We start from the raw sequence: 23250 nt of genomic DNA, 5'->3' as shown, positions 1-23250 counted from the left end.
TTTAACTGTTTGTTTTAGTTAAGCAAAATCAACCATTTTTATTGGAAGAGATTTTATAACTTTACCTATCACACGCAAGTCATGCATTTCAGACTCTTCGATATAAAAGGTTTCATAGGCGGGATTATCTGATTTGACAGCAAGTTTTCGGCCTTTAACGCGTTGTAGTCGTTTAATGAATAGGGAATTTTCAAAACTAAACACATAAACGCCATCCCCATCAAAGAAATCGCTATGTGTATCAACAAAGACAACATCTCTAGGATTAATTGCAGGGGACATGCTATCACCACTGATATTAATCATCTCAATGCCTTTCAGACTTTTACGGCCAAATAACTCAAAAACTTTTTCGGAAGAGAACTCGATAGATTTTATGGTATCTGGGAAGTCATTGTTAATAAAACCACCCGGGCCTGCTTTCGCATATATATCCATTAATCTCAATGTGTTGTGATCATTTCTAACCGATTGTTGCGGCTGAGCTATCTCAACATTTCGATTTGTTGACCTGACGTAGTCGAGTAAAATTTTTAATTCAGGGTTGATATCTTCAGGATCAACGCGAAGTAAAGCAGCAAATTTTAATGTGGTATCTGTATTTAAGGCGGTACGGCCATTTAGGTACTGACTAACCGCTCCTTGTGTAGCAAAACCAAGTGCCTCCGCGGCTTTTTCTTGAGTTAAGCCGAGAGATTCACGTTTGCTTTCCCAGATATTGCGTAAATTCTGGGCTGCTACCTTGTCAGATTCGGAAATTTTTCTGTTCATACCGTCTAGTTTATTTGTATTACTAATATTTTTCTAATAGCGTTGCTATTGATCTATTTAATTAGCATTGCTAATATTGCATTGTTAAGTTAAAAAGGAGCTAACAAATGAAATTAAATATCTACCTAAAGCAACAGCAAATTAGCCAGTCTGAGTTTGCTCAGGCAGTTGGCGTGACACAGGGCTACATAAGCCAAGTCATTGCAGGGAATTACATTCCAAAGGGACGCAAAGCTATTGAGTGGGCATCCAAAACAAATTGGCTAGTAACCCCACATGATTTGAACCCGATAGATTACCCAAACCCTTACGATGGCTTACCCAACGAGCCATCAGTATTACAGCTATCAGATTAAAAAACTGATTATTCATAATCAATTTTGCGACAGGAGACGCAGAGATGAGTTTTGATATCGATATTGTCCGCTCTGAAATTGAGAGCTGGGCTACAGAACACGGTCAAGAGCACGTAGCGATTGAGATAAGTCGCGCGTATTTGCAGATCACGCGAGACAAATCACCGAGTCGCTTGCATGTTATTGAAGATGAACGAGGCCAAGCGGATTGGAAAGCGATTAACAACAACCGGCAGCAGATCTTTCGTTGGTTGCGAGGCGACTCGAACGCATCAATGAAAAAATTAGCAGAGCTGATGCCTGCGATTGAAATGGCGTTGCCAGCTTCGAGGTTAGCTCGAGTACGTGGCGATACTAAAAACTATTTAGCATCAGTGGCCATACAGCGATTTGCAGAAGCTATGACCGAAATTTTGTTAGAGGGGCGTGACATGTCACACCGAATAAATAATGCCGTTAACGCACTCAATGCAATATCACGCCCGACCAGCGTGCACTAATTCAAGAGGCAAGACCAATGCTAAGAACGACTGAATTGATTACCTACTGCAATGGTTTTTTATTGAATGGAAAGCCAGCAGACAGAAAACAAATCGAAGATATTTTCGAGGGAAGAAGGGCGATAGCGCTCAACATTGGGGTGCAATACGAACAACAAAAACAAAAGCTACTTTTAAAGAGATTGACGCCGGAGCAGTACCAGAACGCTTGCCGTGATATCGCGAAAGCGCTGGGGGTGTGAAATGAGACCATCAGACTTGTTACTCGATTTTGGGCGGCCTGTGGCTTACTACCCTGGTCTAGTTAAACGCTTTGGTAGCGTCAATGCGGTAATATTTTTTAGCCAGATATTTTATTGGCAGGATAAAACGGACTCTGAATTAGGGGTCTATAAGTCATCTGAGGATATTACGGCTGAAACGGGCTTAAGCTATCGCGAGCAACTCACCGCCAGAAAGCATCTTGTTAAACGTGGGATTTTAATTGAAACGGATAGGCGTTTAGAACACAAAATATATTACCGTATAGATTGTGACCAACTTGACCAAATTATGACGCAACCTATTGATAAAGTCCCAAATGCGCAAAGCGCAATCGGGGAAAGTCACAATGGGGATTTGGCGAAACAACAAAACAAACAGCCGCCACAAGACAAATTCGACGGTGGCGGTGAAACAAATCCGCAGTTCGATCCTACAGAGATTACAACAGAGAATACTACAGAGAATATAAGCCCTTCTTGTCCGGTCGTTTCACAACCCGACGAAAACATGAATGATAATTCGTTTGTGGCTCGCCACCCTGATGCCGTTGTGTTCAGTGCAAGAAAGCGGCAGTGGGGTACATCGGATGATTTGCTTTGTGCGCAGTGGATATACAAACGGGTGACTGAGCTTTACGAAAATGTATCTGCATCTGATGACGACATCAAACCCCCGAAAGAACCTAACTGGGCTTTATGGGCCAATGAGGTGCGGTTGATGCGCACGATTGACGGCAGAACGCACAGGCAGATTTGTAGGTTGTTTGATAGGGCCAATAAGGACCCATTTTGGTGCAAAAATATTCTTAGCCCAAGCACACTTCGCAAGCAGTGGGACAAGCTAGTATTAAAATTTGCTGAAATTCCACAAGGTGAAGATTGTTTGCCAGCACAAGCCCATTGGAATAGCCCTGAAGCATGGGAGAACACGCTATGAAAAGTCTTCTCTCCGCAATTGAAAACAGAGATAACAAAAAATTATCGAGCCTAATTCAGCCAATCAATAAACCTGCTGGAATCAATGAACATGCGGAAAAGTTGGTTGATATGCTGTTTGATAACTTAGTGCAAATTTTCCCAGCGGCAAAGCATACTGTGTTTTCAAATCAAGAAGATATTTCAGCAACCAAACGACAATGGGTGCTGGCGTTTATCGAGAATGGCATAACATCCGTTGAGCAATTGAAAGCTGGGATGAGTGTGGCTAGGCAGCAAGAGTCTGATTTTTTCCCATCCTGTGGAAAATTTATCAGTTGGTGCCGAGAGGGAATGATGCAAGCTATGGGCCTACCGTCAGTTTGTGAAGTCATGGCTGAAATGAAACGCTATAGCAACATGGAGTGGCGATATCCATCTGTTGAGTCATTCCCTTGGAAATCAGCTGTTATGTATTGGATTGTACCAGAAGCAAGGCGACGTATGACGCAGTATAACTTGTCCGATAAAGAGATTAGGGAATCCATCAAGAAGCAACTGATAGCCTTTTACAACCAGATACAGGAAGGTAAGCCAATCCCGCCAATCAAGCCGTTAATAGGTCAAACTAAAAGAGGGGTTTCTACGTCAGAGTTAATTGATAAAGAGGGTAAATATCGACTGATAGGGCAGCAAGCGTTAAAGGAAATTAGGGCTAAAATTTTATATCGGGATAGTTAATTAGTTATTGGCTGAATATATTGTATATAGTGAAACCTAAATCAAATAAAAGTGATGAAAAATGAAATATAAACCGATGCCTAAAGAGTTTGTTTTGTTGGATGTTGAAAAAATCAATGGTTATTTATGTGCTGTTGAGTCGTTGAATAGAGAGCCGAATGTTGCCCCTGAGTATGAATGCACTTATGTTGAAGAAAAAACGACTTTACTTAGCTCAGTTCAGTCAGTAATTGTTCGTCATAGCGATAAGCATCCCATTGAGCATTGGCATGTTTCGTTAGATCAAATCAGCGAAAACGACATGATTAAGATAGTGGAGGAATGGTTTTTTCAGCTTGGTTTTGCTGCAAAACATTCGGATTTACTAAAGGATTTAGTCGTTGGTTTTAGTGATTTAATTCAGCCATATACTGTTGGTTCTTCAATATACAGGGTGAATATATCTCCACCAATTTGGTATGCAATACGGTGGGATATTTTTGTGATCCATTCTAGGCATGGTTCTCTTTTATTTGAATTTAATTTTGATGGCTAAAGTGTTTGTAATTAGTTTTATGAGAAAGAGGCGAGACCAATGGCAAAAACAGCAGCAGAGCGCAAAGCTGAACAGCGTAAGCGGCAAAAAGAATCAGGTGTTACTAAAATAGAGTTATTTCTTGATGATCAAGAATTAGAAATGCTTCAAAGAAATTGCGCATTACGTAGACTAGGAAGAGAGCCCTATGATATCGCTGAATATCTTTCAATGTTGATTAGAATTGATGACCGTTCCGTGATGTCGTTAATCTCAGAGCTAAATAAAAGGCGTTGTAAACAATGTAATGAGCAGTTGCCGGTGGCTGCGTGTTGCCTTAGTGGTAGTTCTGAATGTTGGAGTACGTTAGGGTGGCATGAGTTGAAGTTAATTATTTAACTAAAACATTATATTACTAATATAATAAGCAGCAATGAACTGCATTCTGCTTATTATATATTTTATTTTCCGAGACGAATTTCGGGGATTTTTATATTATTAGAGAATATCATCACTTCTCCCCCCGTCTTTTTTTCATGTGCTGTATATTGTAAATCGTACTCTTTCACTCTAAAATTATTATAGATATTTTTTATTTCCTCATGATTGTCATAAGATACAATCCAGTATGGGAAATTAGTATCGGCGAGTGCATTCATGACTGCAACATGGTCATCATGATCATAAAAATTACGGTATAATCCTTGGCCTTTAACATAATATGGTGGATCAAGGTAAAGTAATGTCTTTTCAGGTGATTGAACAGGTAAGGATTTTAATAAATCTATGGTATCTAGATTATAAATATGAATTCTAGATGAATAATTAGCTATTTTCTCTATTCTTTTTAGTAGCTCTGTTTTATTAAATCTAACATCTAATTTCCATTTCCCTGACTGTGATTTCCCTCCGATAACACCAGCTTTTAATATACCTGAACGATTAGTTCTGTTCAAAAAAAATGTTGCAAAACCAATTTCTAATGTTGAGTGATTAACTGAGTTCAATAAAATATTTTTTTGTTTTTCCCAATTTTCAATATTAATTATTGTGTCATGGACAAGCCTACTGAAATTTTCGGTATTATTAAGAATAGAATCCCAAAAACTATATATAGCAATATCAATATCATTTATATGAATATGCCTAACATACTCTTGCAAAAGAAGCTCTAAAGCAACTCCTGCCCCACCAGCATATGGTTCAATATAAACACCATCATTGAGTGAATTTTCATCAATTAATGATTTAATATAATAAGATAGTTTACCTTTTCCCCCAGGATAACGCAGCGGAGTATAGAACATTTAAACCATCCATTTTATAAAGTTAATAACTCGTATAATTATATTGCAAAATCAACAAGATGTCTATTGCGTCACCTTGTTGATTTTGAGGGAATTATTTCCAGATTTCTTCTAATAGCCGCTGAAAGTTATCCCATTCGGTATTGACAGCTTCTTTTATTGGCAAAAAACTGGGATTGTGAACGTATTGTTGCAGAGAGCCGGCTGATTTAGTAATTTGACTTGAAGCTGCCATAACAGCTTTGGATTCATAGCCCGATAATTTTTTATTTTTGTGTAAGAATTCGGCGCAAATTACTACTTTATCATGTAATCCTGGTTCTCTCCCTTTGTGAGTTTTCTTAAATTCGTCTGAAAGATTATTTTCTTCAGCGAAGACAGTTACAGATAAATCAATAAATATTCTAAGCATTATTGAAATAGATATTGTAGCTTCATCAAATCTAAGATTTTTTTTCAACTCAGTGAATATTCTTGAGCACTTCTTATGAGATTTAAAATTCAAGCGGATATTAGCAGGAATTACATAGTTTCTATTTGATGTTGGGGGTCTAGTGAATTTTAAATCTTTAGTGTCTGAGGTTGAATCAACATTTATGGGTTTGTCTGATGAGTCATCTGTATCAGGCATGACATCAGAGACATCAGCCATAGGTTTTGGAGAAAGAGATGTTGGAGATGGTTTTTCTGGCAGACCTGCATTATTTTCTTCTACTTTATTTAAATCATCCTTATTTATCCCATCGATGATCTTCCAAGGTTTAGATAATAAAGATGTACTAGCAGAAATACCTATCTCAATAATAAAGTGAGCTCTATCAGTTTTACTTCTAATACGATTGACCGTGAATAAAGTTTTTCCTTTATCATCTTTTTCAGTCATTGCATCTAAAATTTTACTAAGTTGTTCTAAGAATCGAGAATGAGTTTGATAGCAGTATAAATAACCGTCAATAACTTGAATGTTCATGCTTCTTCTAACATCAGGATCATCAAATAAACGGCTAATGTTTGTAATTCGTACATGCTTTTTAAATTCATCTATATTCTTTGCATCATAATTATATTGAATATTCTCAAACAATTGATGCCCGAAAGATAGTTTCCCATTTCGCGCCATATGTCGAGCTTTTTCTGGTGATGTCCATTCAACTCTACCAACACCATTATTTTGACCAGTATGTTTCATATTTACCCAATGGGCGTAAGAGTCATCTTGAAATACAATACAATTTTCTACACTATCTATAATTGTATTTAGCGTAGGTTGTATTTTCTCAAAAGTTTTTCTTATCTTTTCATTCGATGTTAGCTCAGGGGATAACAGTAGCTTTAGGGCAGTAATTCTACGATTTCCTTCATCAACAATGTAAAATCCAGGTTCATCTTCGCTTTCGTGGACAAGAATATTCTCGGATGGATCTAAACCTTTTGATGCAATATCTTTTGCTAACTTAATAATCTTATCTGATTGAATTTCTAGCATTTTAGAAATTGCATCTCTTTGATTATCAGCCGAATCAGGAAATCTAGGATTATTAATATCTAATAATAACTTATTTACTTTTATTGTTTTTCTCGTTGCCATCTCTATTTATTCCTTAAGTAGAGTATAAAGATATAAATTTGGCTTATGATACATGGTTTTTCAATTAGTATAAACATGCTATATTAGAGATGGTCTGAACACCCAATCTTAACACTTGCTGTGTCTACTGAGAGAAATGTATGGCACAGCATAGCTTTATCAAAATGTCTAACGACACTCTTGTACCGGCTAATCCAGCGGCAAGGGATTTTTTGCATTCCAAAATCAAGTGTGGTGATGTGCTTTCGGCTGATTTCAAGAAAGCTCGTAACCCACGTTTCCACCGTAAATACTTCGCACTACTTAATCTAGGGTATGAATACTGGGAACCAACTGGTGGCACTATTTCGCCTGAAGAAAAAGAACTGGTGCGTGGCTACGTTAAATTTCTCGCTTACTACACCGATAACGACGATGCCCTCCAATCTGCTGCAGATGTTTACCTCAATGAGATAGCACAGAAACGCGCTCATAATATATCAGCAACCAAATCATTTGATGCTTTCCGCTATTGGGTGGTAGAGCAATCTGGCCACTATGAAACCTTTGAAATGCCAGACGGTAGCCTACGCCGTGTCGCTAAATCAATTAGCTTTGCCAAAATGGATGACCTAGCCTTTGGCGAACTCTATAAATCAACCCTCGATGTGCTCTGGAACTTCATTCTATTCCGTAAATTTCCCACTCAAGAAGCTGCTGAAAATGCGGCTGCTCAGCTATTAGATTTTACCTAGAGGCAAGACCAATGACCAAAAAATCAAAGACCAAAGAAGATAAACAGTGGCTATCGGATGTAGCAGAACTCGGCTGTATTTGCTGTCGCAATATGGGGTATGGGGCAAGTCTCGCGGAAATTCATCATGTGAGAACGGGGCAGGGCATGGCTCAACGGGCTAGTCATAAAGATGTCTTGCCGTTATGTCCACTTCACCACCGGGCTAGCTATGACACTGGCTTTCATGCGGCTCCTAAAACATGGCAACAGATTCACGGTACCGAAATTGAGCTACTGGAACAAATCAAAAGAGAAGTGATGGAGCTGCGCGCATGTCGAGTATAAAAAATATTTCTGACGGACTTGTACTCGATGCAGAGCAAGAAGCCTGGTTACAAGGTTGGCTATCCAAATTCGGTGCTTGGGTTTACAGCGGTAGATTAGAGAAACGCCAAAGCAGTATCATCGCTGAATTTATGGCCACTGTGGAAAAGCGTGATTATCCAGAAAGGGAAATGTGTAATGACGACGATGGAATGTTAATCACCAAGGTGGTTGATAAAATTTATCATATAGACCGAGTCGCATTCACGTTATTGTTATTACGCTATGCTTTTGTGAGCTCCGATCGTGCCATTGCTCGTTATTACTATGGTATTGCACAGCCACGGCAAATGGTTCGCAGGAATCGCACACTTGAATATCGAAAGCCCTCAATGGCCACATGTCGCCGTGAGGTAAAAGAAATCATCCGTTCTGCCGAGTATTTAATTTATCCACATCTCTATAATGCATTTAAAATACGCGATAATGAGTGGAAAAAGAAAAATAATAGTAAGAACGTGTTGACTTCTTTGAGCCAATGATCCACTATTTAAAGGTAAGTTGCCATTTTAGTAACTTCACCAACTAACCCAGCCAATGCGCTGGGTTTTTTGCTTTCTAAAGCAAGTAAAGCTTGCTGTCACCTTTGTTCAGAGTTACATGTGTATTCACGACCAATAAACGACCAAAGGTATAAAATATCATGTTAAAACAGATTGATATGACAGAAGAGGCAAAAATTGTTTTAGAAGTTGTTCCACACTCCTGGTGGGCAACAATAGAAGAAATTTCAAGTTATACTGAATTAGCAAAATCACGCTGTCAGTTGATATTAACGCAACTAGCGATGGCGGGATTTATCAAAGAAAACATCGAAGAAAATACATTTCAAAATATCTAGCACTGTGAAAATGGGCGGCTGGTGGGTGTTGGTAGCACCTTACCAGCCATTCGCCCGTTCCGCGAGATCACGGACAAACTAAAGCCCACTGCTTATGTGCACAAAGCAAATGAAGCTTATCAAAAAAGGTTTCCCTGATCTATGAAAAACACTGTAAATTTAAACAGTATCAATTTAGTCAATGGCGACTCACTAAACTACATAAAAACACTTCCAGACAACTGTATTGATTTAATCGCAACTGACCCGCCATACTTTCAAGTAAAGTCGTGCAGTTGGGACAATCAGTGGGAAAATGTCACTGCTTATCTATCTTGGCTTGATGAAATGCTGGCGGAGTTTTGGCGCGTTCTGAAGCCAAATGGCAGCTTATATATGTTCTGTGGTTCAAAACTCGCCGCAGATACTGAGTTGTTATTGAGAGAACGCTTTAATGTTCTGAATCATATTATATGGGCAAAACCATCAGGGCCGTGGCGTAGAGCATGCAAAGCTGACCTACGCAGTTTCTTTCCAAGTACTGAAAGAATTCTTTTCGCTGAGCATTATCAAAGCCCGTACAAAGGAAAAAGTAGTGATTATTTACAGGAATGTAAGCAGCTAAAAGAAAACGTGCTCAAGCCTTTGATTGAGTATTTCAAACAGTCGCGTGAATCGCTTGGGATAACAGCAAAGGAAATACAGCAAGCAACCGGTAAGCAAATGGCATCTCATTGGTTCAGCTACAGCCAATGGCAATTACCCAATGAGTCTGATTATCAAAAACTACAAGAATTATTTCGCCGTGTAGCCAGTGAAAAGCATAGCGAAAACCTGTTAACTAGAAGCCATTCAGATTTAGCAGAAACTCAAGTAACACTTAACCGAGAATATCGAGAGCTTGCCGAGCAGTATCAACTGTTACGCCGTCCTTTCTCAGTTACTGTTGATGTTCCTTATACCGATGTGTGGACCTATCCGCCCGTGCAATATTACCCGGGCAAGCATCCTTGTGAAAAACCAGCTGTGATGATGGAACACATTATTAATAGCAGTAGCCGAGAGGGTGATGTTGTTGCTGATTTCTTCATGGGCTCTGGCGCCACAATAAAAGCGGCATTAAATCTTAATCGTCGTGTTATTGGGGTAGAGCTTGAAACTGAGCGATTTGAACAAACAAAGTTAGAAATAGAACAAAATACAGAGCGACAAAAGCTGTAGTGGAGAATAACTGCTTACCTGAGCTAAATTAAGCTTATATTTTTTGATTTGAATATTAAGATAAATGAGGATACCTTCTATTAGGAAAATTAATTATAAACATTTTTTCTGATAGAAGGTGTCTAATGAAGAAGCTTTTGTTATCTGCAATAATTTTGTCATTATTAACTGGTTGTGGCCCATCACAAACAGAGGTTGATAATTTAATTAAAGAAAACAATGACTTAAAAAAACAAATTGAAGATAAAAATAATGAAATTTTGAAATTAAAAGAAACCCCAGAAGAATTACTTGCTTCAGCTAAAAAACATCAGGAAATAGGAAGGCAAATAACAGCATTAAAAGAGCTAATTAATAGGTTTCCACAGTCTGGTGAGGCTAAAGCAGCTAATGAGTTGTTAAAAAATATCTATAGTAATATGGCTAATTTAGAATCAGATGCGCAGGCAAGCGTAGCATTAGCTGAATATTGCAATATTACAGGGAAAAGAGTTCCTTTTGGGTTCAAAGGAGCAGATATACCTAAAATTTTAGATATATATAGAGATAAAAAAGTAACAAAAAATGAATATGAAACTAAAAATGAATATGATAAAAGATTTAAGCAGAGCATTGAAAATATTGGATATGGGCAACAATGTATTGAGTTACAAACATACCTAACTTATGACGCTGATAGTCAATCGTGGGATGTTAGGTTACATGATGAAAGTAGTTACGGTTCAGATAATTTAGATTTAATAACAAATAAAAATACAAAATCAGCAGATAGTTATACTGCAACAAATGCATTTGGTGCACAGGCAAATGTTGAAAAAAAAGAAACCTTGAATCAAGGGGTACGATTGAAGTCAAGTGATTTTTTCAAACTACTATCTTCTATAATTGTTGTTGTTAATCCAAATGAATATTCAAAACAAATAAGTTTTCCTTTTCCAATTGAAAAAGCGAAATTAGTTGATGGTCGTGATATTGAGTTTATTGCTCAATACAAATGGGTTCCTAATTATGTGACCACATTTGAAAACCGTAAGACCCCCACCTTTAGTAGCCCCAGAGAAGTTATTGATGAGTATCAGTTAATCAATGGAGATATTTTAAAAATAATTATTTATAACAAGAAAACTGGCGAGATTTATAAAATAGCAGAAAAAGTAGCTAAAAAGTAATCCATTCATATTGTTGGTGTTCAAGAATATTCATTTACTAGGTCGCCTGATGCGACCTTTTTTCGTATACCGCCACCGCAAATTACACACAACATGTTTAATTACTGCAATGACATTGCGGTAGGCTACCCATTAACTCAATCTCAGGCACTCCGTAGGGGGTGAAATCATGCGTATGGATAAATATAGCAACGCAGCCTACGGTAGTGCTGGGCTAACAGCATTTTTCGCAAGCTTATCACTTTATGAGTGGGGCTTTATTATTGGGATGGCGTTTAGCATCATCCTTGGTCTTGCTACTTTCTTTATGAATCGACGAGAGCAACGAAAGCGAACACGTTTATTTGAAGAACTCGTTAATAAAACTGACCCTCTAAACCCTTCTGCTACTGCACGAAAAGCCGCCGAACTTATGGCGAAAGCCCCTAAGGATATCTAATGTCTCTCAAACAAAAACTAACTGTGCTTGTTGGCGCAGGGGCTTCGGCTATCGCTTTAACGGTGATTGCACATTTTGAAGGTGTTAGATATGAGCCCTATGAAGATGTGGGTGGGGTATTAACGGTCTGCTATGGGTATACAGGAAAAGATATTGTCCCCAACAAAGTTTATTCAAAAGAAGAATGTAATGAGTTGCTAGAGTTGGATTTTATGAGAACTAAATTACAGGTCGACCGCTTAGTCAAAGTTCCTGTAAACGAACATACAAAAGCAGCCCTTTATTCATTTGCTTTCAACGTTGGTACCGGCGCATTTGCTAAGTCGACAATGCTTAAAAAGCTCAATGCAGGTGATCAATACGGAGCTTGTGAAGAGCTAAAAAAATGGGTTTATGCTGGTGGAAAGGTTTGGCGTGGGTTAGTTAATCGCAGAGAGGCGGAGGCGGCTATATGTCATGGAAACCTATAGTGACTGTAATTTTATTCATGCTGCTTGCCATATCAATAATTGCATTTGGTGCCCGCAGGCTTACTGATAATACATGCAGCATTGATAAGACTAGTTTAGAAAAACGCTGCCAGAAAGCCATAGATCACTATAAAGGCCGACAAGTTAACTTTTAATCATCTATATGGTAGCTACCATGAATACAATCAGAGTCGCGTTATTTATCACCGCATGGATAGCCATATGGGGAATGTGGAAACAACACGAGAAGATAGGTGAATTAAACACCAAGAATGCCGAACTACTCGTTGAGCTGACAGAGCAAGTCAAAATCAATGAAGATTACCAAGAACGAGTCCAATCTCTCCATAAACTCGATACAAAACATACTCAGGAACTAGCCAATGCAAAAATTGAAATTGATAAGTTGCGTATTGCTGCTGAGCGTAATCCTGAGCGGGTGTACATCAAAGCTAGTTGTAAAAAAACCGAAAGCACTACCACCTCCGACTTGGATGATGCAATCACCGCCCGACCTACTGACACCGCTATCCGAAATTATTGGTTACTCAGAGAGCGAATTGCAGAGTCCAAGCAAATGATACTTGGATTGCAGGATTACATTAGAACGGAGTGTTTACGTTAATACCAATCGGTAAATGCTCTTGCAAAAAAAATTAAACTTATGAAGGTAAGGGCACTTAATAAGTAGATGGAAAACTTTAAAAAAAGCGTCGTTATATCTGGTTGTTTTTTATCTTTACTAATAATGAATAGGATGCAGATAAGGATAGGGATAGATATGAGTAAGAGCTCAATGGGGTAAGTATACATATATATTGATACAGCTCTCTTTGTGATGGAATTCTTATCAAATAGTAAAATATATTCTTAACAAGAAAGCAATGCGAAAAATTGAACAACAACGACAGGCGATGAAATCAAAAAAAGCCTACACAGCAGTAGGCTAAAAGATGTTGCTTTATACAATTGAATATCTCTTTAAACATAGTCGGTATTTCAAAGTATGCAAAATTATTTCTAAGTATTTTAAGTTGATAGTCGATTAAGTGAACAATGAGCCTCCATTTGGGGGCTTTTTAGTAGCCAGATATTGAATAAGTCTCTCATCAGTCTTTAGCCTGGTATGACCACTCATTAGTAATTTGAAATCTCTGTGTTTACATCTACCCTTTAAATACCCATTATTAGTGTAATTAGATATACTAAAGTAGTATGAAAAATAGAAACCAACAATTACTAAATGATTCAGCACTCTTAGACTTAAGAATTAGATATTTAGTCAAATTCATACGTAGTAGAGTGTTTAATAAACTACCAGACAGTGAAAAAGGATTATTTGAGTCGCAACTTTATTCAATGAAGACGCTATCATCAATATTAAAAATGAGAGTAGATATAGTAAATGATAGAAAATAATAATACATAATAGCCAGCCTATACGAGTTTTATAAGGGAGGTATGAGAAAATACGCAGTAAAAACAAAGAAAAGCCCCAGTTTAGGGGCGAAATAAAACGAAGCAATAGTTTGAATACACTATCAGCATATATGATTAGCAAAGTTTTCACATGAATTAAGTGTAAGCAAATACGGAAAAGAAAATACAGAATTGAGTGTCGTTAAATGTCCAGAGAAACACTAGAAGAATAAATATAACCTCTAGTGTTTTAGACATGAGAGTAGATTTTTTACTGAGCTGCTCTTTGTATTGCCTCTCCGCCAGCCTCTATGTCTTCACCAACACCTTTAGTGGTGTTACAGGCAGTTAATGTGAAAGCAACAGCTAATGAGCAGATGAGGAAACTGATTTTTTTCAACATATTTTCTTCCTTTTAGTGTGAAGTTATAAGTTACAAAAGATCACTTTTAATTATAGCAGAACAATTTGATTACCATTTTTATCTGCATAGAGCTGTAATATTAGTATTAATCCATGATATCTGTATGGGATTGGTATGGTTAGGGATACCTGACAAATAAAAATGAGCTGCTATATTTTAAGTGTTAATACTTATTTTGGTAATTAATCACATTAGCAATAAAGGGTACACTCTATGATATTAAAAGAGCTATTTATCCGTATGCTTTATGTTTTCCAATACTTAGTAGTTGGTTTTCTCTTATTATTAACATCAATAGCCATACCAAACTGGTTAGGCAAGGCATCCGTCTTTTTTGTAGGGTAGAATCTAGTAAGTGAGTAGCATTTAGGGAGGCTGTCATGGCAGGTAGTGAAGAGAACGATATTAAGTATTTACCATGGACAGGCGCTGCTTTGAAAGTAGCCTTGATAATGACAGTTGAAGCTATGAAGTTAACGCCTGAAGAGGCGGAAAGGAAAAACATTACAGTTGTAGTTGGTCCGTATGCTCGCCCATATAAGGAAATAATGGCCATAGCTGAAGAATATGGTGAAAAAGAAATTCCTAAATCAATGAGAGATGCTACTCCAGAAGCAAAATAAAAAAGAATTCGCAATAACCCGCCTAGAGCGGGTTTTTTATTTGAGGGAAATATCTAATTAGAAAGTTTATTCCTACAAGTAGATTTTCTAATAGGCTAAGGAGATAAACACGATGGCTAAACCGGATTGGGGGACGCTACAGCAACAGTTCCTCACCGAACATGCTAAATCAGGAGTATCCCCTAAAGAGTGGTGTGAAGACCAGGGACTTAATTACGCGACAGCACGACGATATATTAAAAGGCCAGCTGCGCAATCTGCGCAAAAAACTGCGCAAAAGAAATTGCGCACTGCGCACGAAAAAGAATGCGCAAAAGAGCCTATATGTAATAGCACAATACCAACTGCGCAGAGCAGTGAACAAGATAATGCGCACGATGATGAAAACACATTTAACCTGCGCAACTACGGGCTTAACGATATGCAGTTAAGATTCGTTAATGAGTATCTTGTCGATTTAAATCGGACGGCAGCCTATAAGAGAGCCGGTGGAAATGGCGAAGGTAATACTGCTTATGTTGGCGCGAGTCGGATGTACAGAAATGCTAAGGTCAATCGTGCAATTACAGACGCATTAGCGGATAGGGAGCGCAGAACTCAAATCACCCAAGATGCTGTATTAAAAATGTGGTGGGATATTGCGACTGCAGACGTTAACGAGCTGACAGAATATCGTCGATTGTGTTGCCGTCACTGCTGGGGCTTTGGTTTCAATTATCAGTGGCGTGATGCGGTCGAATATGAAGATGCTGTGAAAAAATCCATGGCAGCAAATAAACCGCCTCCGCAAGATGTGGGTGGCTACGGTTACGATGACACATTAGACCCTAACCCTGATTGCCCTCGATGCAATGGCGCTGGAATTGGTCGTGCGCATTTTCATGATACACGCGATTTAACTGGCGCCGCTCGTCGTTTATTCGCTGGTGTGAAAGAGGGGAAGTTTGGTGTCGAGGTGATCACTCGTAATCAAGATGATGCGCTTAAGATGGTTGCACAGCATTTAGGGATGGTAAAAACCCGAACTGAATTAACCGGTAAAGATGGCGAACCTATCAAAACCGAAGTTGCAAACATGACCTCTCAAGAAGCCGCAGACGCTTATAAAAAGCTAATGGGTTAATTGGTAAAAATAACCGTTTCAGCCCAAAAACAGGCTATGCAAAATCACACCTGTTTTATGCATGCTTTATTCACTAAGAATTTAAGTATTTTTGATGGATAACATAGATAAATGGTGCTTACCTGCAGAAACTGGATCGAACCTGTTTTCCGTAGGACGTGTAAGCACCATTATGTTAAATTACGGAATATTTAAAGTATTTTGATATTTACAGGTGTAGCAAGAAGCTTTGTTTTGATATTGCTTATTTCATTTTCAATTTGTGTATTTATCCAAGAGTTAATTTTTTCTTTAGTTTTGAAAAACGAGAAAAGAGGTTTTTTGCTAAACTCACGCTTATAAGCGTCAAGGTTAAAATCAATATTTTTTAATAAGAGTAGTTCAGGGTCGTTATCTCTAGGAATAAAACAACGCCAAGGATGTTGGTCTAATAAAATGTTTTTAGTATAAGGAGGGTTTTTATTGTGAGAGCACACTTCAACGTCCCCTTTCCATTCGAGTAATAGTACAGCTCCATGACCTTGTAATTGCCCTTTTGAGTAAGGCCTTACTGTTGATGCACAGTTTAATCCTGAATCAGCATCATACTCATTAAAAAACCTAGGTTTGAATTTACCACTTTCTATAATAGCCAATGCTGCATCAATAGATGTTTCATGAATAATTTCCATTATCAACCTCTAAAATTAAAAAAACATAAATAAAATTTATGTTATTGCCTTTGTGAATGCAATTGCAATGTTAATTATTTTAGTTCTAAGTGTATATTTACTATGCCTATCCCATTTCCATTTGATTTTAAAAATCCTGACTATGCGCAGGTGTTTGAATGGCGAATGGAGCGATTAACACGTATTCGCCAAAACCCTCAAGCCATACCAGTACTCAATGCTTATTACAAAGACAACCCTGCTCAATTTATCATTGATTGGGGAATGACTTATGACCCGCGAAACCCTGAGCGTGGCTTACCTTCTTATATTCCATTTCTGCTATTTCCTCGACAAGAAGAATGGGCTGAATGGTTTATGGAACGGTGGAAATCACAAGAACCAGGTATTACGGAAAAAACCCGTGATATGGGAATGAGTTGGTTAACGGTAGGCTTGGCTTGCACGGTATGTAATTTTAATCGCGGTATCAGCGTGGGTATTGGTAGCCGTAAAGAAGAGTACGTCGATAAAATTGGCGTGCCTAAATCATTGTTAGAAAAAGCCCGTATCTTTATGTCTTATCTACCGACTGAATTTCGTTTCGGTTGGGATAGAGCCAAAGACGCACCACACATGAGAATGAAATTCCCTCATACTGACTCAATCATATCAGGTGAGTGTGGTGATGGTATCGGGCGTGGTGACCGTGCCAGTTTTTACATTGTGGATGAAGCCGCTTTCCTTGAACGCCCGTCATTAGTAGATGCGTCACTATCAGCGACAACTAACTGCAGGCAAGATATTTCAACTCCTAACGGTAACGCTAATAGTTTTGCTATCCGCAGGCATAGCGGGAAAATACCTGTATTTACGTTCCATTGGCGTGATGATCCGCGCAAAGATCAGCAGTGGTACGACAAACAAGTCGAATTATTAGACCCTGTGACCGTCGCGCAAGAAATTGATATTGATTACAACGCATCGGTTGAAGGAGTGATTATTCCCTCTACATGGATTCAGTCTGCTATTGATGCGCACATTAAACTCGGTATTGAACCAACTGGTAAACGCACTGGAGCACTTGATGTTGCCGATGAAGGTATTGATAAAAATGCCTTTGTTTCAGGCAAGGGAATATTGGTTGATGCTTGTGAAGAATGGAGTGGCAAGGGTGCGGATATATATCAAACAGTTGTTAAAGCCACTAACTTAGCTAGTGACTATGGCTGCAGTGAGGTTTTATATGATGCGGATGGCATTGGGGCTGGCTGTCGAGGGGACTCAAGGCAAGTAAACGAAGAGAGAAAACGGTCAGGGCTGAATCCAGTTTTATTCTCAGCCTATAAAGGTAGCTCTGGTGTTCTTAATCCTGACAAAGTTCTAATGAAAGATGCTACAGGTAGAAATATCACTAATAAGGATTTCTTCCAAAACTTCAAATCTCAGTCATGGTGGCACTTACGGACGTTATTTTTAAATACCCACAGAGCTGTCAATGGGATGGCATATGATGCCGATGAAATAATCTCACTTTCGTCAAAACTATCATCACTATCAAGATTAACCTCCGAACTTAGCCAGCCAACCTACAGTAAAAACTCGTCGGGTAAGATTGTCGTGGATAAAAAACCTAATGGTGCAATGTCCCCCAACTGCGCTGATAGCTTAGTGATTCTAAAATCCCCCGAGAAAAAAGGTGGAGGTTTCTTCACAACCAAGAGGTAATTCTATGTGGCCGTTTAAAAGGCGAAAAATTGCAGAGCAGATTGCACCGCCGAAGCGGTCAGCGTTTACCACAGATTTGTACCCTGCATTAGCAAAAGAGAATGGATTTAACGGGTTAGCATTACCGCAGCCGATGATTAACGGTGTGGGGATGGACAGTATTGATACTTCCGTTCCTTCATTCAAAGGTGAGCAAGTTTATGGTGTACCTGAGTCACAGGCGGCGTGGTATGCCTCGCAAATGTTTATTGGCAACAATATGTGCGCCATTATTGCGAAGCACTGGCTAGTGGATAAGGCCTGTAATATGCCTGCTCGTGATGCTATTCGCCAAGGGTATGATATTGATTGCGATAATGACGATGACAGCGCTATCAGTAAAAAGCTGCGTAAACGGGATAAAAAGTACCGTATACAACATCACTTGAAGGAGCTTATTCACTTTGGGCGTGTGTATGGTGGTCGATTAGCGTTATTTGTGGTGGAAACCTCAAACCCGAAAGAGTGGTATGAAAACCCGTTTAATCTCGATGGTGTGACCAAGGGAATGTACAAGGGGATCAAGCAAATTGACCCACAATGGGTAACGCCTGATTTAACCGACTCCAATATCCAAGACCCTGCCAGCATGGATTTTTACGACCCTACGTATTACATCATAGGCGGTCGCAAATACCATAAGTCGCACTTTATTAAGTTTGTGCCGTTCCCAGTGCCTAACGTGTTAAAGCCGCTGTATAACTACTTTGGCGTATCCGTACCAGAGCGTATTTATGAGCGGGTCTACGCATCCGAACGTACCGCCAATGAAGCGCCACAACTGGCGATGACTAAACGGTTATTGACTATTGGTATGGCAGACCCTGAAGGTGCGGATAAGAACACCATTCAGGAAAACATGCTTTATTTTATGGAGATGCGCGATAACTATGGCGTGCAAGTGATGGGGAAAGAGGACGTTGCACAGCAGTTCGACACCTCGTTAGCGGATTTAGACGCCACCATTATGACGCAATACCAGTTAGTCGCAGCGGCGGCAAACGTGCCTGCAACTAAGTTACTCGGTACCACGCCGAAGGGCTTTAATGCGACGGGTGAGTATGAAGAGTCGAACTATCGTGAAGAGCTGGAAAGCGTCCAATCAAATGACTTAGAAGAACTTTTGCAGCGTCATTACGACATGTTGATGCGTAGCGAAGAATTACCGCTGACTGAAATATCGGTGACATGGGCGCCACTCGATAGCCCAACGGCGGCAGAGAGTGCCGATATTGAGTTGAAATCAGCTCAGACGGATGCAGCTCTAGCAGCTACGGGTGCCATTGATGGGTTAGATATCCGTAAAAAACTCGCAGCTGATAAAGAGTCGAGCTATTACGGCATTGATGTAAATGAGGGCGATTATGTCGAGACGAATACGAGTCCGAACGAAAAAGGCGAAGTGGGCAACCTCCCGCCAAGCGGTATTGAAGGGCAAGCCCCTGCAGTATTCAGCAGCGCCATCTAGCCGTTATCAACGTGACCTATCACGGTTAATCCGCTCAATGATTAAAGACTATGAAAACGTATTTAGTGAATTGAGTGATGATTTTGACGGCGCCACGATGGATGCCAGCATTGCGAGTCAAACACGGATTTGGCTCAACCGGTTAAAACGCAAGTGGGATAAAATCTTTAATACGCAGTCTAGCGCCATGGCCGATAAGTTTGTTTCCCAAGTCGATATCGGCGCTCAGCGTAATTTAGACGACTCCCTTAAACAGCTCTCTGGCGGTATTACCATCAAAACCCCTGTAATGCCAGAAGCGTTAAAAGACCGAATGATAGCCGCCACGGCTGAAAATGTTTCCCTGATTAAATCCATTCCTAGCCAATTTCACCAGCGTATCGAAAGTGCTGCCCTGCGCTCTATTTCTCAAGGAGGCGAGGGCGCAAAAACCTTATTAGATGTAATCAGACACACTGGCAGTGTCACGGAAAGCCGAGCGAATTTTATCGCTGTTGACCAAACACGAAAAATCACGACTGCGGCAAACTGTGAACGCATGAAATCAGTGGGTATTCGTAAAGCCGTCTGGAACCACTCGGGAGGAAGCGCAGAGCCAAGAGCGTTACATCTGCATCTAGATGGAGAAGAGTTCGATCTAGATAACCCACCGGTGATTGATGAAAAAACTGGTGAGCGAGGATTGCCTGGGCAATTGCCCGAATGTAAATGTTTTATGACGCCAGCTATCAATTTTGGTGAGGAGACATGACAAAACGAACCTATGACAACAACGGCTGGCTCGAAGTAACAGACAACCCCATCTCTAAAGTTGGGGTTTTTGATTATTTGGGGGCAGAAATTGGTGCGCCGATACCCGATAAAATCTATCGCGTATTGCGGCCACCAGAAGAACTGGCCAGCGAAGCGACAATTAACTCTTTCAAACTCACCCCGTTCATTATTGAACATGAAATGTTAGGCAAACACGCGACCCCAGCGGAGAAAAAAGGCATCCAAGGGGTGATTGGTGAGAACGTGTATTTTGACCCACCGTATCTTAGAGCCAATATCAAAATCTTTTCAGATGTGGCGCTTAGCAATATCGACAGTGGCAAAATCGACCTCTCCCCTGGTTATCGCAGTAAATATGAATTCACCTCTGGCATTTATGAAGGCCAACACTATGACGTCATTCAGCGTCACCTACGTGGAAATCACCTCGCATTAGTGGATGAAGGGCGAACTGGCCCTGACGTCGCTGTGCAAGATCACCTCGTTATCACTATCGACACAAAGGAACTTATTCGCATGAACGAAGAAGAAAACAAAGAGAAGCAAACCGCTGATGAAGGTGCGTTTACAGCGGAGCAAGTCACTGCGCTGAAAAGCATTATTGCAGAGGTGATTGCACAAACTAAGCCTTCAACCGATGAAGAGCCGAAAGAAGAAAAGAAATCCACTGATGCTGATCCCGAAGAAGAGCAAAAAGCGGAAGAAGCCGTGTCAGCTGCCGAAGTTGCAGCGGAAGAAGCCACAACCGGTACACCTGAAGCCGTAGAAGCTGCTGAGGTGGCAATTGAGACAGCTGTCGAAGCCATCGAAGAAGCTAAGGAGCATCTCGACCAAGCGACCACGGATAGCTTAAATCGTCGACTCAAACGCTTGAAAAACGGCATCGGTACGATGGATGAGATTGCATCCTTAAAACGCAAGATTAAGCGTTTGGAAGCATCAAAGCCCACCATGGACACTGGATTGCTGCTAAAGCAAATCGGCGAGCGTGATTCGTTAGCCCATAAGCTGACCCCATTCCTTGGCGTATTTGACCATGCCGCCATGACCAAGCAACAAGTGGCGGAGTATGGCGTTGATAAGCTTGGTATTCAATGCGGTAAAGGTAATGAAGCCATTGCACTCGATGCGTGGATGCAAGGGCGGGTACCAGATTCACAGAAAGCCACAGTGACGATGGACTCTGAGGTTAGCAATCAATCAATTATGGATAAATGGGGAGCGAAATAATGGCAATTCCTAAATCAGTGGCGCATGGCTTAACGTCTGGCGTAGTGGGTGAAATCAGCCATGCAGGGCCTATTCGTGCCGTTGCCGCCATTCTCAGCTCAGCGGATGAAAAACAAAATATCTTCGGTCGGGCTTACACCTACAAAGATGATTCTGTGGAGTCTGTCCAAGTGGGTGGTAAGGGTGCTTTTGCGGGGATCATGATTAACCCGAAAGCGTATCGTGTTGAAGTGAACTATGCACGCAATGGTACTCAAGGTGAGTTTTTAGCGATGGGGGAGGTGTATGTCGAGTTAAGTGATGACGAAGGCAAAATCAATGATCCCGTCGTGTTCAGCGAAACGGACGGTTCATTATCGGCCAAAGAAACCGTAGCGGCAGGTGATCGCGTGATTGGCTTTGTCAGTCGTCATTTGTCGTCAGCTGACACACCGCATTTGAGCGTTATTCGCTTAACCGAAATCCCATACCCAGCGGCAGTAAAGGAAGGTGAATAATGCCAGTTAGCAAGCAAAAGTTTTATATGTCTGGCCGCGATATTCGCAAGCATGGCCAACTTAATATCCAACCTAACCAACAGTGGACGTATCGCGAGCTTGAGCAAATTGGTTTTGGCGGTTTGGCGTCGATGGACTCCGCGATCACTGGTGCTGCTGTACAAGGCGGTTTAATTCAGCGTGAAATGTTGCAACACGTTCTCCCTGGTCTCATTCGCACCGCAACCCGTGTTCGTGTGTTGGATGAAATCACTGGTGTATTGAATGCGGGTGAATGGCACGATGAAGAAATCATTCTGAACGTGGCAACACCAACTGGTAAAGCTGAGCTCTACGGTGACCATACCAATGTGCCGTTAGCGTCTTACATTCAAGACCAAGAACGCCGCGGTATCGTGCGTTTTGAACAAGGTTTTCAAGTCGGTAAGTTAGAGGAAGCACGCCAATCTGCAGCTGGTTTTGAAGCCGCCGCAGAAAAGCGTAACTCAGCGACAGAATCCTTAGAACAAGGGCGTGAGCGGATTGGTTACTATGGGTTTAATAGCCCTGAAACCCGCGTGTTTGGCTTGATGAATGAACCGAATCTACCCGCTTATGAAACCGCATCGAAAAAATGGAAGGGCGGCACGTTTGCCGATATCACCCAAGATATTACCGATATGTTCTCGCGCATTGAAATGAGTTCAGGCGGGATCATCAAAGACGATATCGCGATCACGTTGACGTTACCGCTGGGCTATCGCTCAACGCTAAACGTCGCTAACCCTGTGGCGCGTGGTGAAACGGTGTATCAATGGGTGAAAGAGAACTATCCAAATCTGCGCTTTGTGTTCTCACCTGAATTTGTCGGGGCGAATGGTGGTGCGGATGTGGCGTATATGTTCGCAGATACCATCGATGATGGTTCAACTGCAACCAGCGCGACCATTTTACAAGTGGTGCCGGTTAAGTATCAATTGTTGGGCTCACAAGCACAAATCAAAGGGTATTTAGAGGATGCGACCAACGCGACAGCGGGTGTCTTTGTCACGCGCCCTTGGGCGATTACCCGCCTAACTGGCATTTAACCTGCCACTTTCCTTTTTTACGCCCTCAAATGAGG

At 40.5% G+C, this 23250-nt stretch carries 30 protein-coding genes; 25 read left to right on the top strand and 5 right to left on the bottom strand.

The genetic code is table 11. The features are described from left to right. Nucleotides 1–18: 18 nt before the first annotated feature. Entirely contained in the window at nt 19–771 is a 753-nt protein-coding gene (locus tag AC4IFO_RS04850; protein ID WP_125892427.1) for a LexA family transcriptional regulator, read from the bottom strand. Between the two features lie 107 nt (nt 772–878). Between AC4IFO_RS04850 and AC4IFO_RS04845 the strand changes: the two genes are divergently transcribed. From AC4IFO_RS04845 to AC4IFO_RS04815, 7 genes are all read left to right on the top strand, one after another. After that, nucleotides 879–1127, top strand: a complete 249-nt coding sequence (locus AC4IFO_RS04845) for a helix-turn-helix domain-containing protein (protein WP_125892425.1) — start codon at nt 879–881, stop codon at nt 1125–1127. A gap of 44 nt (nt 1128–1171) precedes the next feature. Next, nucleotides 1172–1627, top strand: a complete 456-nt coding sequence (locus tag AC4IFO_RS04840) for a toxin YdaT family protein (protein ID WP_272656982.1) — start codon at nt 1172–1174, stop codon at nt 1625–1627. Between the two features lie 17 nt (nt 1628–1644). Continuing rightward, complete coding sequence (locus AC4IFO_RS04835) at nt 1645–1869, top strand: hypothetical protein (RefSeq protein ID WP_490732269.1); 225 nt, start codon at nt 1645–1647, stop codon at nt 1867–1869. 1 nt (nt 1870) lies between these two features. Further along, complete coding sequence (locus tag AC4IFO_RS04830; RefSeq protein ID WP_490732267.1) at nt 1871–2827, top strand: phage replication protein O; 957 nt, start codon at nt 1871–1873, stop codon at nt 2825–2827. Beyond that, nucleotides 2824–3546 (top strand): replication protein P, encoded by a 723-nt coding sequence (locus tag AC4IFO_RS04825; protein ID WP_490732265.1) that lies wholly within the window; start codon nt 2824–2826, stop codon nt 3544–3546. The genes AC4IFO_RS04830 and AC4IFO_RS04825 overlap by 4 nt, the downstream gene beginning before the upstream one ends. 61 nt (nt 3547–3607) lie before the next feature. Continuing rightward, nucleotides 3608–4081: a hypothetical protein gene (locus AC4IFO_RS04820; RefSeq protein ID WP_490732263.1), complete on the top strand. Its 474-nt coding sequence runs from the start codon at nt 3608–3610 to the stop codon at nt 4079–4081. 39 nt (nt 4082–4120) lie between these two features. Continuing rightward, complete coding sequence (locus AC4IFO_RS04815) at nt 4121–4459, top strand: hypothetical protein (RefSeq protein WP_490732261.1); 339 nt, start codon at nt 4121–4123, stop codon at nt 4457–4459. Between the two features lie 62 nt (nt 4460–4521). On the opposite strand, the gene AC4IFO_RS04810 is transcribed toward AC4IFO_RS04815, so the two are convergent. Together AC4IFO_RS04810 and AC4IFO_RS04805 are read right to left on the bottom strand one after the other, a co-directional pair. Then, nucleotides 4522–5367: a DNA adenine methylase gene (locus tag AC4IFO_RS04810; RefSeq protein ID WP_490732259.1), complete on the bottom strand. Its 846-nt coding sequence runs from the start codon at nt 5365–5367 to the stop codon at nt 4522–4524. A 94-nt stretch (nt 5368–5461) separates the two neighbouring features. Then, nucleotides 5462–6955 carry a ParB N-terminal domain-containing protein gene (locus AC4IFO_RS04805; RefSeq protein ID WP_490732257.1) on the bottom strand — a complete coding sequence of 498 codons (1494 nt, stop codon included), beginning with the start codon at nt 6953–6955 and terminating at the stop codon, nt 5462–5464. Between the two features lie 140 nt (nt 6956–7095). Here AC4IFO_RS04805 and AC4IFO_RS04800 point away from each other — a divergent pair, with 140 nt between their 5' ends. From AC4IFO_RS04800 to AC4IFO_RS04755, 10 genes are all read left to right on the top strand, one after another. Beyond that, entirely contained in the window at nt 7096–7689 is a 594-nt protein-coding gene (locus AC4IFO_RS04800) for a DUF1367 family protein (RefSeq protein ID WP_047755803.1), read from the top strand. 11 nt (nt 7690–7700) lie between these two features. After that, nucleotides 7701–8015, top strand: coding sequence for a Ref family recombination enhancement nuclease (locus AC4IFO_RS04795; protein ID WP_473743162.1), 315 nt, complete (start codon nt 7701–7703; stop codon nt 8013–8015). Next, complete coding sequence (locus AC4IFO_RS04790; RefSeq protein ID WP_264403720.1) at nt 8003–8536, top strand: antiterminator Q family protein; 534 nt, start codon at nt 8003–8005, stop codon at nt 8534–8536. Before AC4IFO_RS04795 ends, AC4IFO_RS04790 begins: the two co-directional genes overlap by 13 nt. A gap of 161 nt (nt 8537–8697) precedes the next feature. Beyond that, nucleotides 8698–8895: a TrmB family transcriptional regulator gene (locus AC4IFO_RS04785; RefSeq protein WP_109911379.1), complete on the top strand. Its 198-nt coding sequence runs from the start codon at nt 8698–8700 to the stop codon at nt 8893–8895. Nucleotides 8896–9036: 141 nt separating this feature from the next. Then, nucleotides 9037–10095, top strand: a complete 1059-nt coding sequence (locus AC4IFO_RS04780; protein WP_490732253.1) for a DNA-methyltransferase — start codon at nt 9037–9039, stop codon at nt 10093–10095. A gap of 125 nt (nt 10096–10220) precedes the next feature. Beyond that, the gene (locus AC4IFO_RS04775) at nt 10221–11264 is read left to right on the top strand and encodes a hypothetical protein (protein ID WP_473743164.1); all 1044 of its coding nucleotides are present in this window, start codon (nt 10221–10223) and stop codon (nt 11262–11264) included. 169 nt (nt 11265–11433) lie between these two features. Then, on the top strand, nt 11434–11703 hold the full coding sequence (locus tag AC4IFO_RS04770) for an HP1 family phage holin (RefSeq protein WP_004918813.1): 270 nt from the start codon (nt 11434–11436) through the stop codon (nt 11701–11703). Next, nucleotides 11703–12173 (top strand): lysozyme, encoded by a 471-nt coding sequence (locus tag AC4IFO_RS04765; RefSeq protein WP_490732250.1) that lies wholly within the window; start codon nt 11703–11705, stop codon nt 12171–12173. Before AC4IFO_RS04770 ends, AC4IFO_RS04765 begins: the two co-directional genes overlap by 1 nt. Before the next feature lie 175 nt (nt 12174–12348). Continuing rightward, nucleotides 12349–12798, top strand: coding sequence for a lysis protein (locus tag AC4IFO_RS04760; RefSeq protein ID WP_490732248.1), 450 nt, complete (start codon nt 12349–12351; stop codon nt 12796–12798). A 590-nt stretch (nt 12799–13388) separates the two neighbouring features. Next, a complete protein-coding gene (locus tag AC4IFO_RS04755; RefSeq protein ID WP_490732246.1) occupies nt 13389–13592 on the top strand; it encodes a crAss001_48 related protein in 204 nt (67 codons plus the stop codon). A gap of 271 nt (nt 13593–13863) precedes the next feature. On the opposite strand, the gene AC4IFO_RS04750 is transcribed toward AC4IFO_RS04755, so the two are convergent. Further along, nucleotides 13864–13995, bottom strand: a complete 132-nt coding sequence (locus tag AC4IFO_RS04750; protein WP_048607741.1) for an entericidin A/B family lipoprotein — start codon at nt 13993–13995, stop codon at nt 13864–13866. 401 nt (nt 13996–14396) lie between these two features. On the opposite strand from AC4IFO_RS04750, the gene AC4IFO_RS04745 reads away from it, so the two are divergent. Both AC4IFO_RS04745 and AC4IFO_RS04740 read left to right on the top strand, forming a co-directional pair. After that, entirely contained in the window at nt 14397–14639 is a 243-nt protein-coding gene (locus tag AC4IFO_RS04745; RefSeq protein WP_490732243.1) for a hypothetical protein, read from the top strand. Between the two features lie 112 nt (nt 14640–14751). Beyond that, nucleotides 14752–15762 carry a terminase small subunit gene (locus AC4IFO_RS04740; RefSeq protein WP_490732241.1) on the top strand — a complete coding sequence of 337 codons (1011 nt, stop codon included), beginning with the start codon at nt 14752–14754 and terminating at the stop codon, nt 15760–15762. A gap of 191 nt (nt 15763–15953) precedes the next feature. On the opposite strand, the gene AC4IFO_RS04735 is transcribed toward AC4IFO_RS04740, so the two are convergent. Further along, nucleotides 15954–16433: a hypothetical protein gene (locus AC4IFO_RS04735; protein WP_490732239.1), complete on the bottom strand. Its 480-nt coding sequence runs from the start codon at nt 16431–16433 to the stop codon at nt 15954–15956. A 102-nt stretch (nt 16434–16535) separates the two neighbouring features. Between AC4IFO_RS04735 and AC4IFO_RS04730 the strand changes: the two genes are divergently transcribed. From AC4IFO_RS04730 to AC4IFO_RS04705, 6 genes are read left to right on the top strand one after another with little or no spacing between them, the layout of a single operon-like run. After that, nucleotides 16536–18140 carry a TerL protein gene (locus AC4IFO_RS04730; RefSeq protein WP_490732237.1) on the top strand — a complete coding sequence of 535 codons (1605 nt, stop codon included), beginning with the start codon at nt 16536–16538 and terminating at the stop codon, nt 18138–18140. Between the two features lie 4 nt (nt 18141–18144). Further along, a complete protein-coding gene (locus AC4IFO_RS04725) occupies nt 18145–19647 on the top strand; it encodes a phage portal protein (protein WP_490732235.1) in 1503 nt (500 codons plus the stop codon). A gap of 37 nt (nt 19648–19684) precedes the next feature. Continuing rightward, a complete protein-coding gene (locus AC4IFO_RS04720) occupies nt 19685–20398 on the top strand; it encodes a phage head morphogenesis protein (RefSeq protein WP_181469339.1) in 714 nt (237 codons plus the stop codon). Next, nucleotides 20395–21651 (top strand): DUF2213 domain-containing protein, encoded by a 1257-nt coding sequence (locus AC4IFO_RS04715; RefSeq protein ID WP_490732233.1) that lies wholly within the window; start codon nt 20395–20397, stop codon nt 21649–21651. Before AC4IFO_RS04720 ends, AC4IFO_RS04715 begins: the two co-directional genes overlap by 4 nt. Then, the gene (locus AC4IFO_RS04710) at nt 21651–22148 is read left to right on the top strand and encodes a structural cement protein Gp24 (RefSeq protein ID WP_181468538.1); all 498 of its coding nucleotides are present in this window, start codon (nt 21651–21653) and stop codon (nt 22146–22148) included. The genes AC4IFO_RS04715 and AC4IFO_RS04710 overlap by 1 nt, the downstream gene beginning before the upstream one ends. Then, entirely contained in the window at nt 22148–23215 is a 1068-nt protein-coding gene (locus AC4IFO_RS04705; protein ID WP_181468537.1) for a major capsid family protein, read from the top strand. The genes AC4IFO_RS04710 and AC4IFO_RS04705 overlap by 1 nt, the downstream gene beginning before the upstream one ends. Nucleotides 23216–23250: the final 35 nt, after the last annotated feature.

The sequence above is a fragment of the Providencia sp. UF-224 genome, assembly GCF_058245955.1.
The sequence above is the reverse complement of the archived record's forward strand: the minus strand, read 5'-3'. Positions and strand labels throughout refer to the sequence as shown.

Bases quoted from the DNA above. Each gene is read 5' to 3' on its own strand.
- AC4IFO_RS04850 (WP_125892427.1), bottom strand. From the start codon at position 771: ATGAACAGAAAAATTTCCGAATCTGACAAGGTAGCAGCCCAGAATTTA.
- AC4IFO_RS04845 (WP_125892425.1), top strand. From the start codon at position 879: ATGAAATTAAATATCTACCTAAAGCAACAGCAAATTAGCCAGTCTGAG.
- AC4IFO_RS04840 (WP_272656982.1), top strand. From the start codon at position 1,172: ATGAGTTTTGATATCGATATTGTCCGCTCTGAAATTGAGAGCTGGGCT.
- AC4IFO_RS04835 (WP_490732269.1), top strand. From the start codon at position 1,645: ATGCTAAGAACGACTGAATTGATTACCTACTGCAATGGTTTTTTATTG.
- AC4IFO_RS04830 (WP_490732267.1), top strand. From the start codon at position 1,871: ATGAGACCATCAGACTTGTTACTCGATTTTGGGCGGCCTGTGGCTTAC.
- AC4IFO_RS04825 (WP_490732265.1), top strand. From the start codon at position 2,824: ATGAAAAGTCTTCTCTCCGCAATTGAAAACAGAGATAACAAAAAATTA.
- AC4IFO_RS04820 (WP_490732263.1), top strand. From the start codon at position 3,608: ATGAAATATAAACCGATGCCTAAAGAGTTTGTTTTGTTGGATGTTGAA.
- AC4IFO_RS04815 (WP_490732261.1), top strand. From the start codon at position 4,121: ATGGCAAAAACAGCAGCAGAGCGCAAAGCTGAACAGCGTAAGCGGCAA.
- AC4IFO_RS04810 (WP_490732259.1), bottom strand. From the start codon at position 5,367: ATGTTCTATACTCCGCTGCGTTATCCTGGGGGAAAAGGTAAACTATCT.
- AC4IFO_RS04805 (WP_490732257.1), bottom strand. From the start codon at position 6,955: ATGGCAACGAGAAAAACAATAAAAGTAAATAAGTTATTATTAGATATT.
- AC4IFO_RS04800 (WP_047755803.1), top strand. From the start codon at position 7,096: ATGGCACAGCATAGCTTTATCAAAATGTCTAACGACACTCTTGTACCG.
- AC4IFO_RS04795 (WP_473743162.1), top strand. From the start codon at position 7,701: ATGACCAAAAAATCAAAGACCAAAGAAGATAAACAGTGGCTATCGGAT.
- AC4IFO_RS04790 (WP_264403720.1), top strand. From the start codon at position 8,003: ATGTCGAGTATAAAAAATATTTCTGACGGACTTGTACTCGATGCAGAG.
- AC4IFO_RS04785 (WP_109911379.1), top strand. From the start codon at position 8,698: ATGTTAAAACAGATTGATATGACAGAAGAGGCAAAAATTGTTTTAGAA.
- AC4IFO_RS04780 (WP_490732253.1), top strand. From the start codon at position 9,037: ATGAAAAACACTGTAAATTTAAACAGTATCAATTTAGTCAATGGCGAC.
- AC4IFO_RS04775 (WP_473743164.1), top strand. From the start codon at position 10,221: ATGAAGAAGCTTTTGTTATCTGCAATAATTTTGTCATTATTAACTGGT.
- AC4IFO_RS04770 (WP_004918813.1), top strand. From the start codon at position 11,434: ATGCGTATGGATAAATATAGCAACGCAGCCTACGGTAGTGCTGGGCTA.
- AC4IFO_RS04765 (WP_490732250.1), top strand. From the start codon at position 11,703: ATGTCTCTCAAACAAAAACTAACTGTGCTTGTTGGCGCAGGGGCTTCG.
- AC4IFO_RS04760 (WP_490732248.1), top strand. From the start codon at position 12,349: ATGAATACAATCAGAGTCGCGTTATTTATCACCGCATGGATAGCCATA.
- AC4IFO_RS04755 (WP_490732246.1), top strand. From the start codon at position 13,389: ATGAAAAATAGAAACCAACAATTACTAAATGATTCAGCACTCTTAGAC.
- AC4IFO_RS04750 (WP_048607741.1), bottom strand. From the start codon at position 13,995: ATGTTGAAAAAAATCAGTTTCCTCATCTGCTCATTAGCTGTTGCTTTC.
- AC4IFO_RS04745 (WP_490732243.1), top strand. From the start codon at position 14,397: ATGGCAGGTAGTGAAGAGAACGATATTAAGTATTTACCATGGACAGGC.
- AC4IFO_RS04740 (WP_490732241.1), top strand. From the start codon at position 14,752: ATGGCTAAACCGGATTGGGGGACGCTACAGCAACAGTTCCTCACCGAA.
- AC4IFO_RS04735 (WP_490732239.1), bottom strand. From the start codon at position 16,433: ATGGAAATTATTCATGAAACATCTATTGATGCAGCATTGGCTATTATA.
- AC4IFO_RS04730 (WP_490732237.1), top strand. From the start codon at position 16,536: ATGCCTATCCCATTTCCATTTGATTTTAAAAATCCTGACTATGCGCAG.
- AC4IFO_RS04725 (WP_490732235.1), top strand. From the start codon at position 18,145: ATGTGGCCGTTTAAAAGGCGAAAAATTGCAGAGCAGATTGCACCGCCG.
- AC4IFO_RS04720 (WP_181469339.1), top strand. From the start codon at position 19,685: ATGATTAAAGACTATGAAAACGTATTTAGTGAATTGAGTGATGATTTT.
- AC4IFO_RS04715 (WP_490732233.1), top strand. From the start codon at position 20,395: ATGACAAAACGAACCTATGACAACAACGGCTGGCTCGAAGTAACAGAC.
- AC4IFO_RS04710 (WP_181468538.1), top strand. From the start codon at position 21,651: ATGGCAATTCCTAAATCAGTGGCGCATGGCTTAACGTCTGGCGTAGTG.
- AC4IFO_RS04705 (WP_181468537.1), top strand. From the start codon at position 22,148: ATGCCAGTTAGCAAGCAAAAGTTTTATATGTCTGGCCGCGATATTCGC.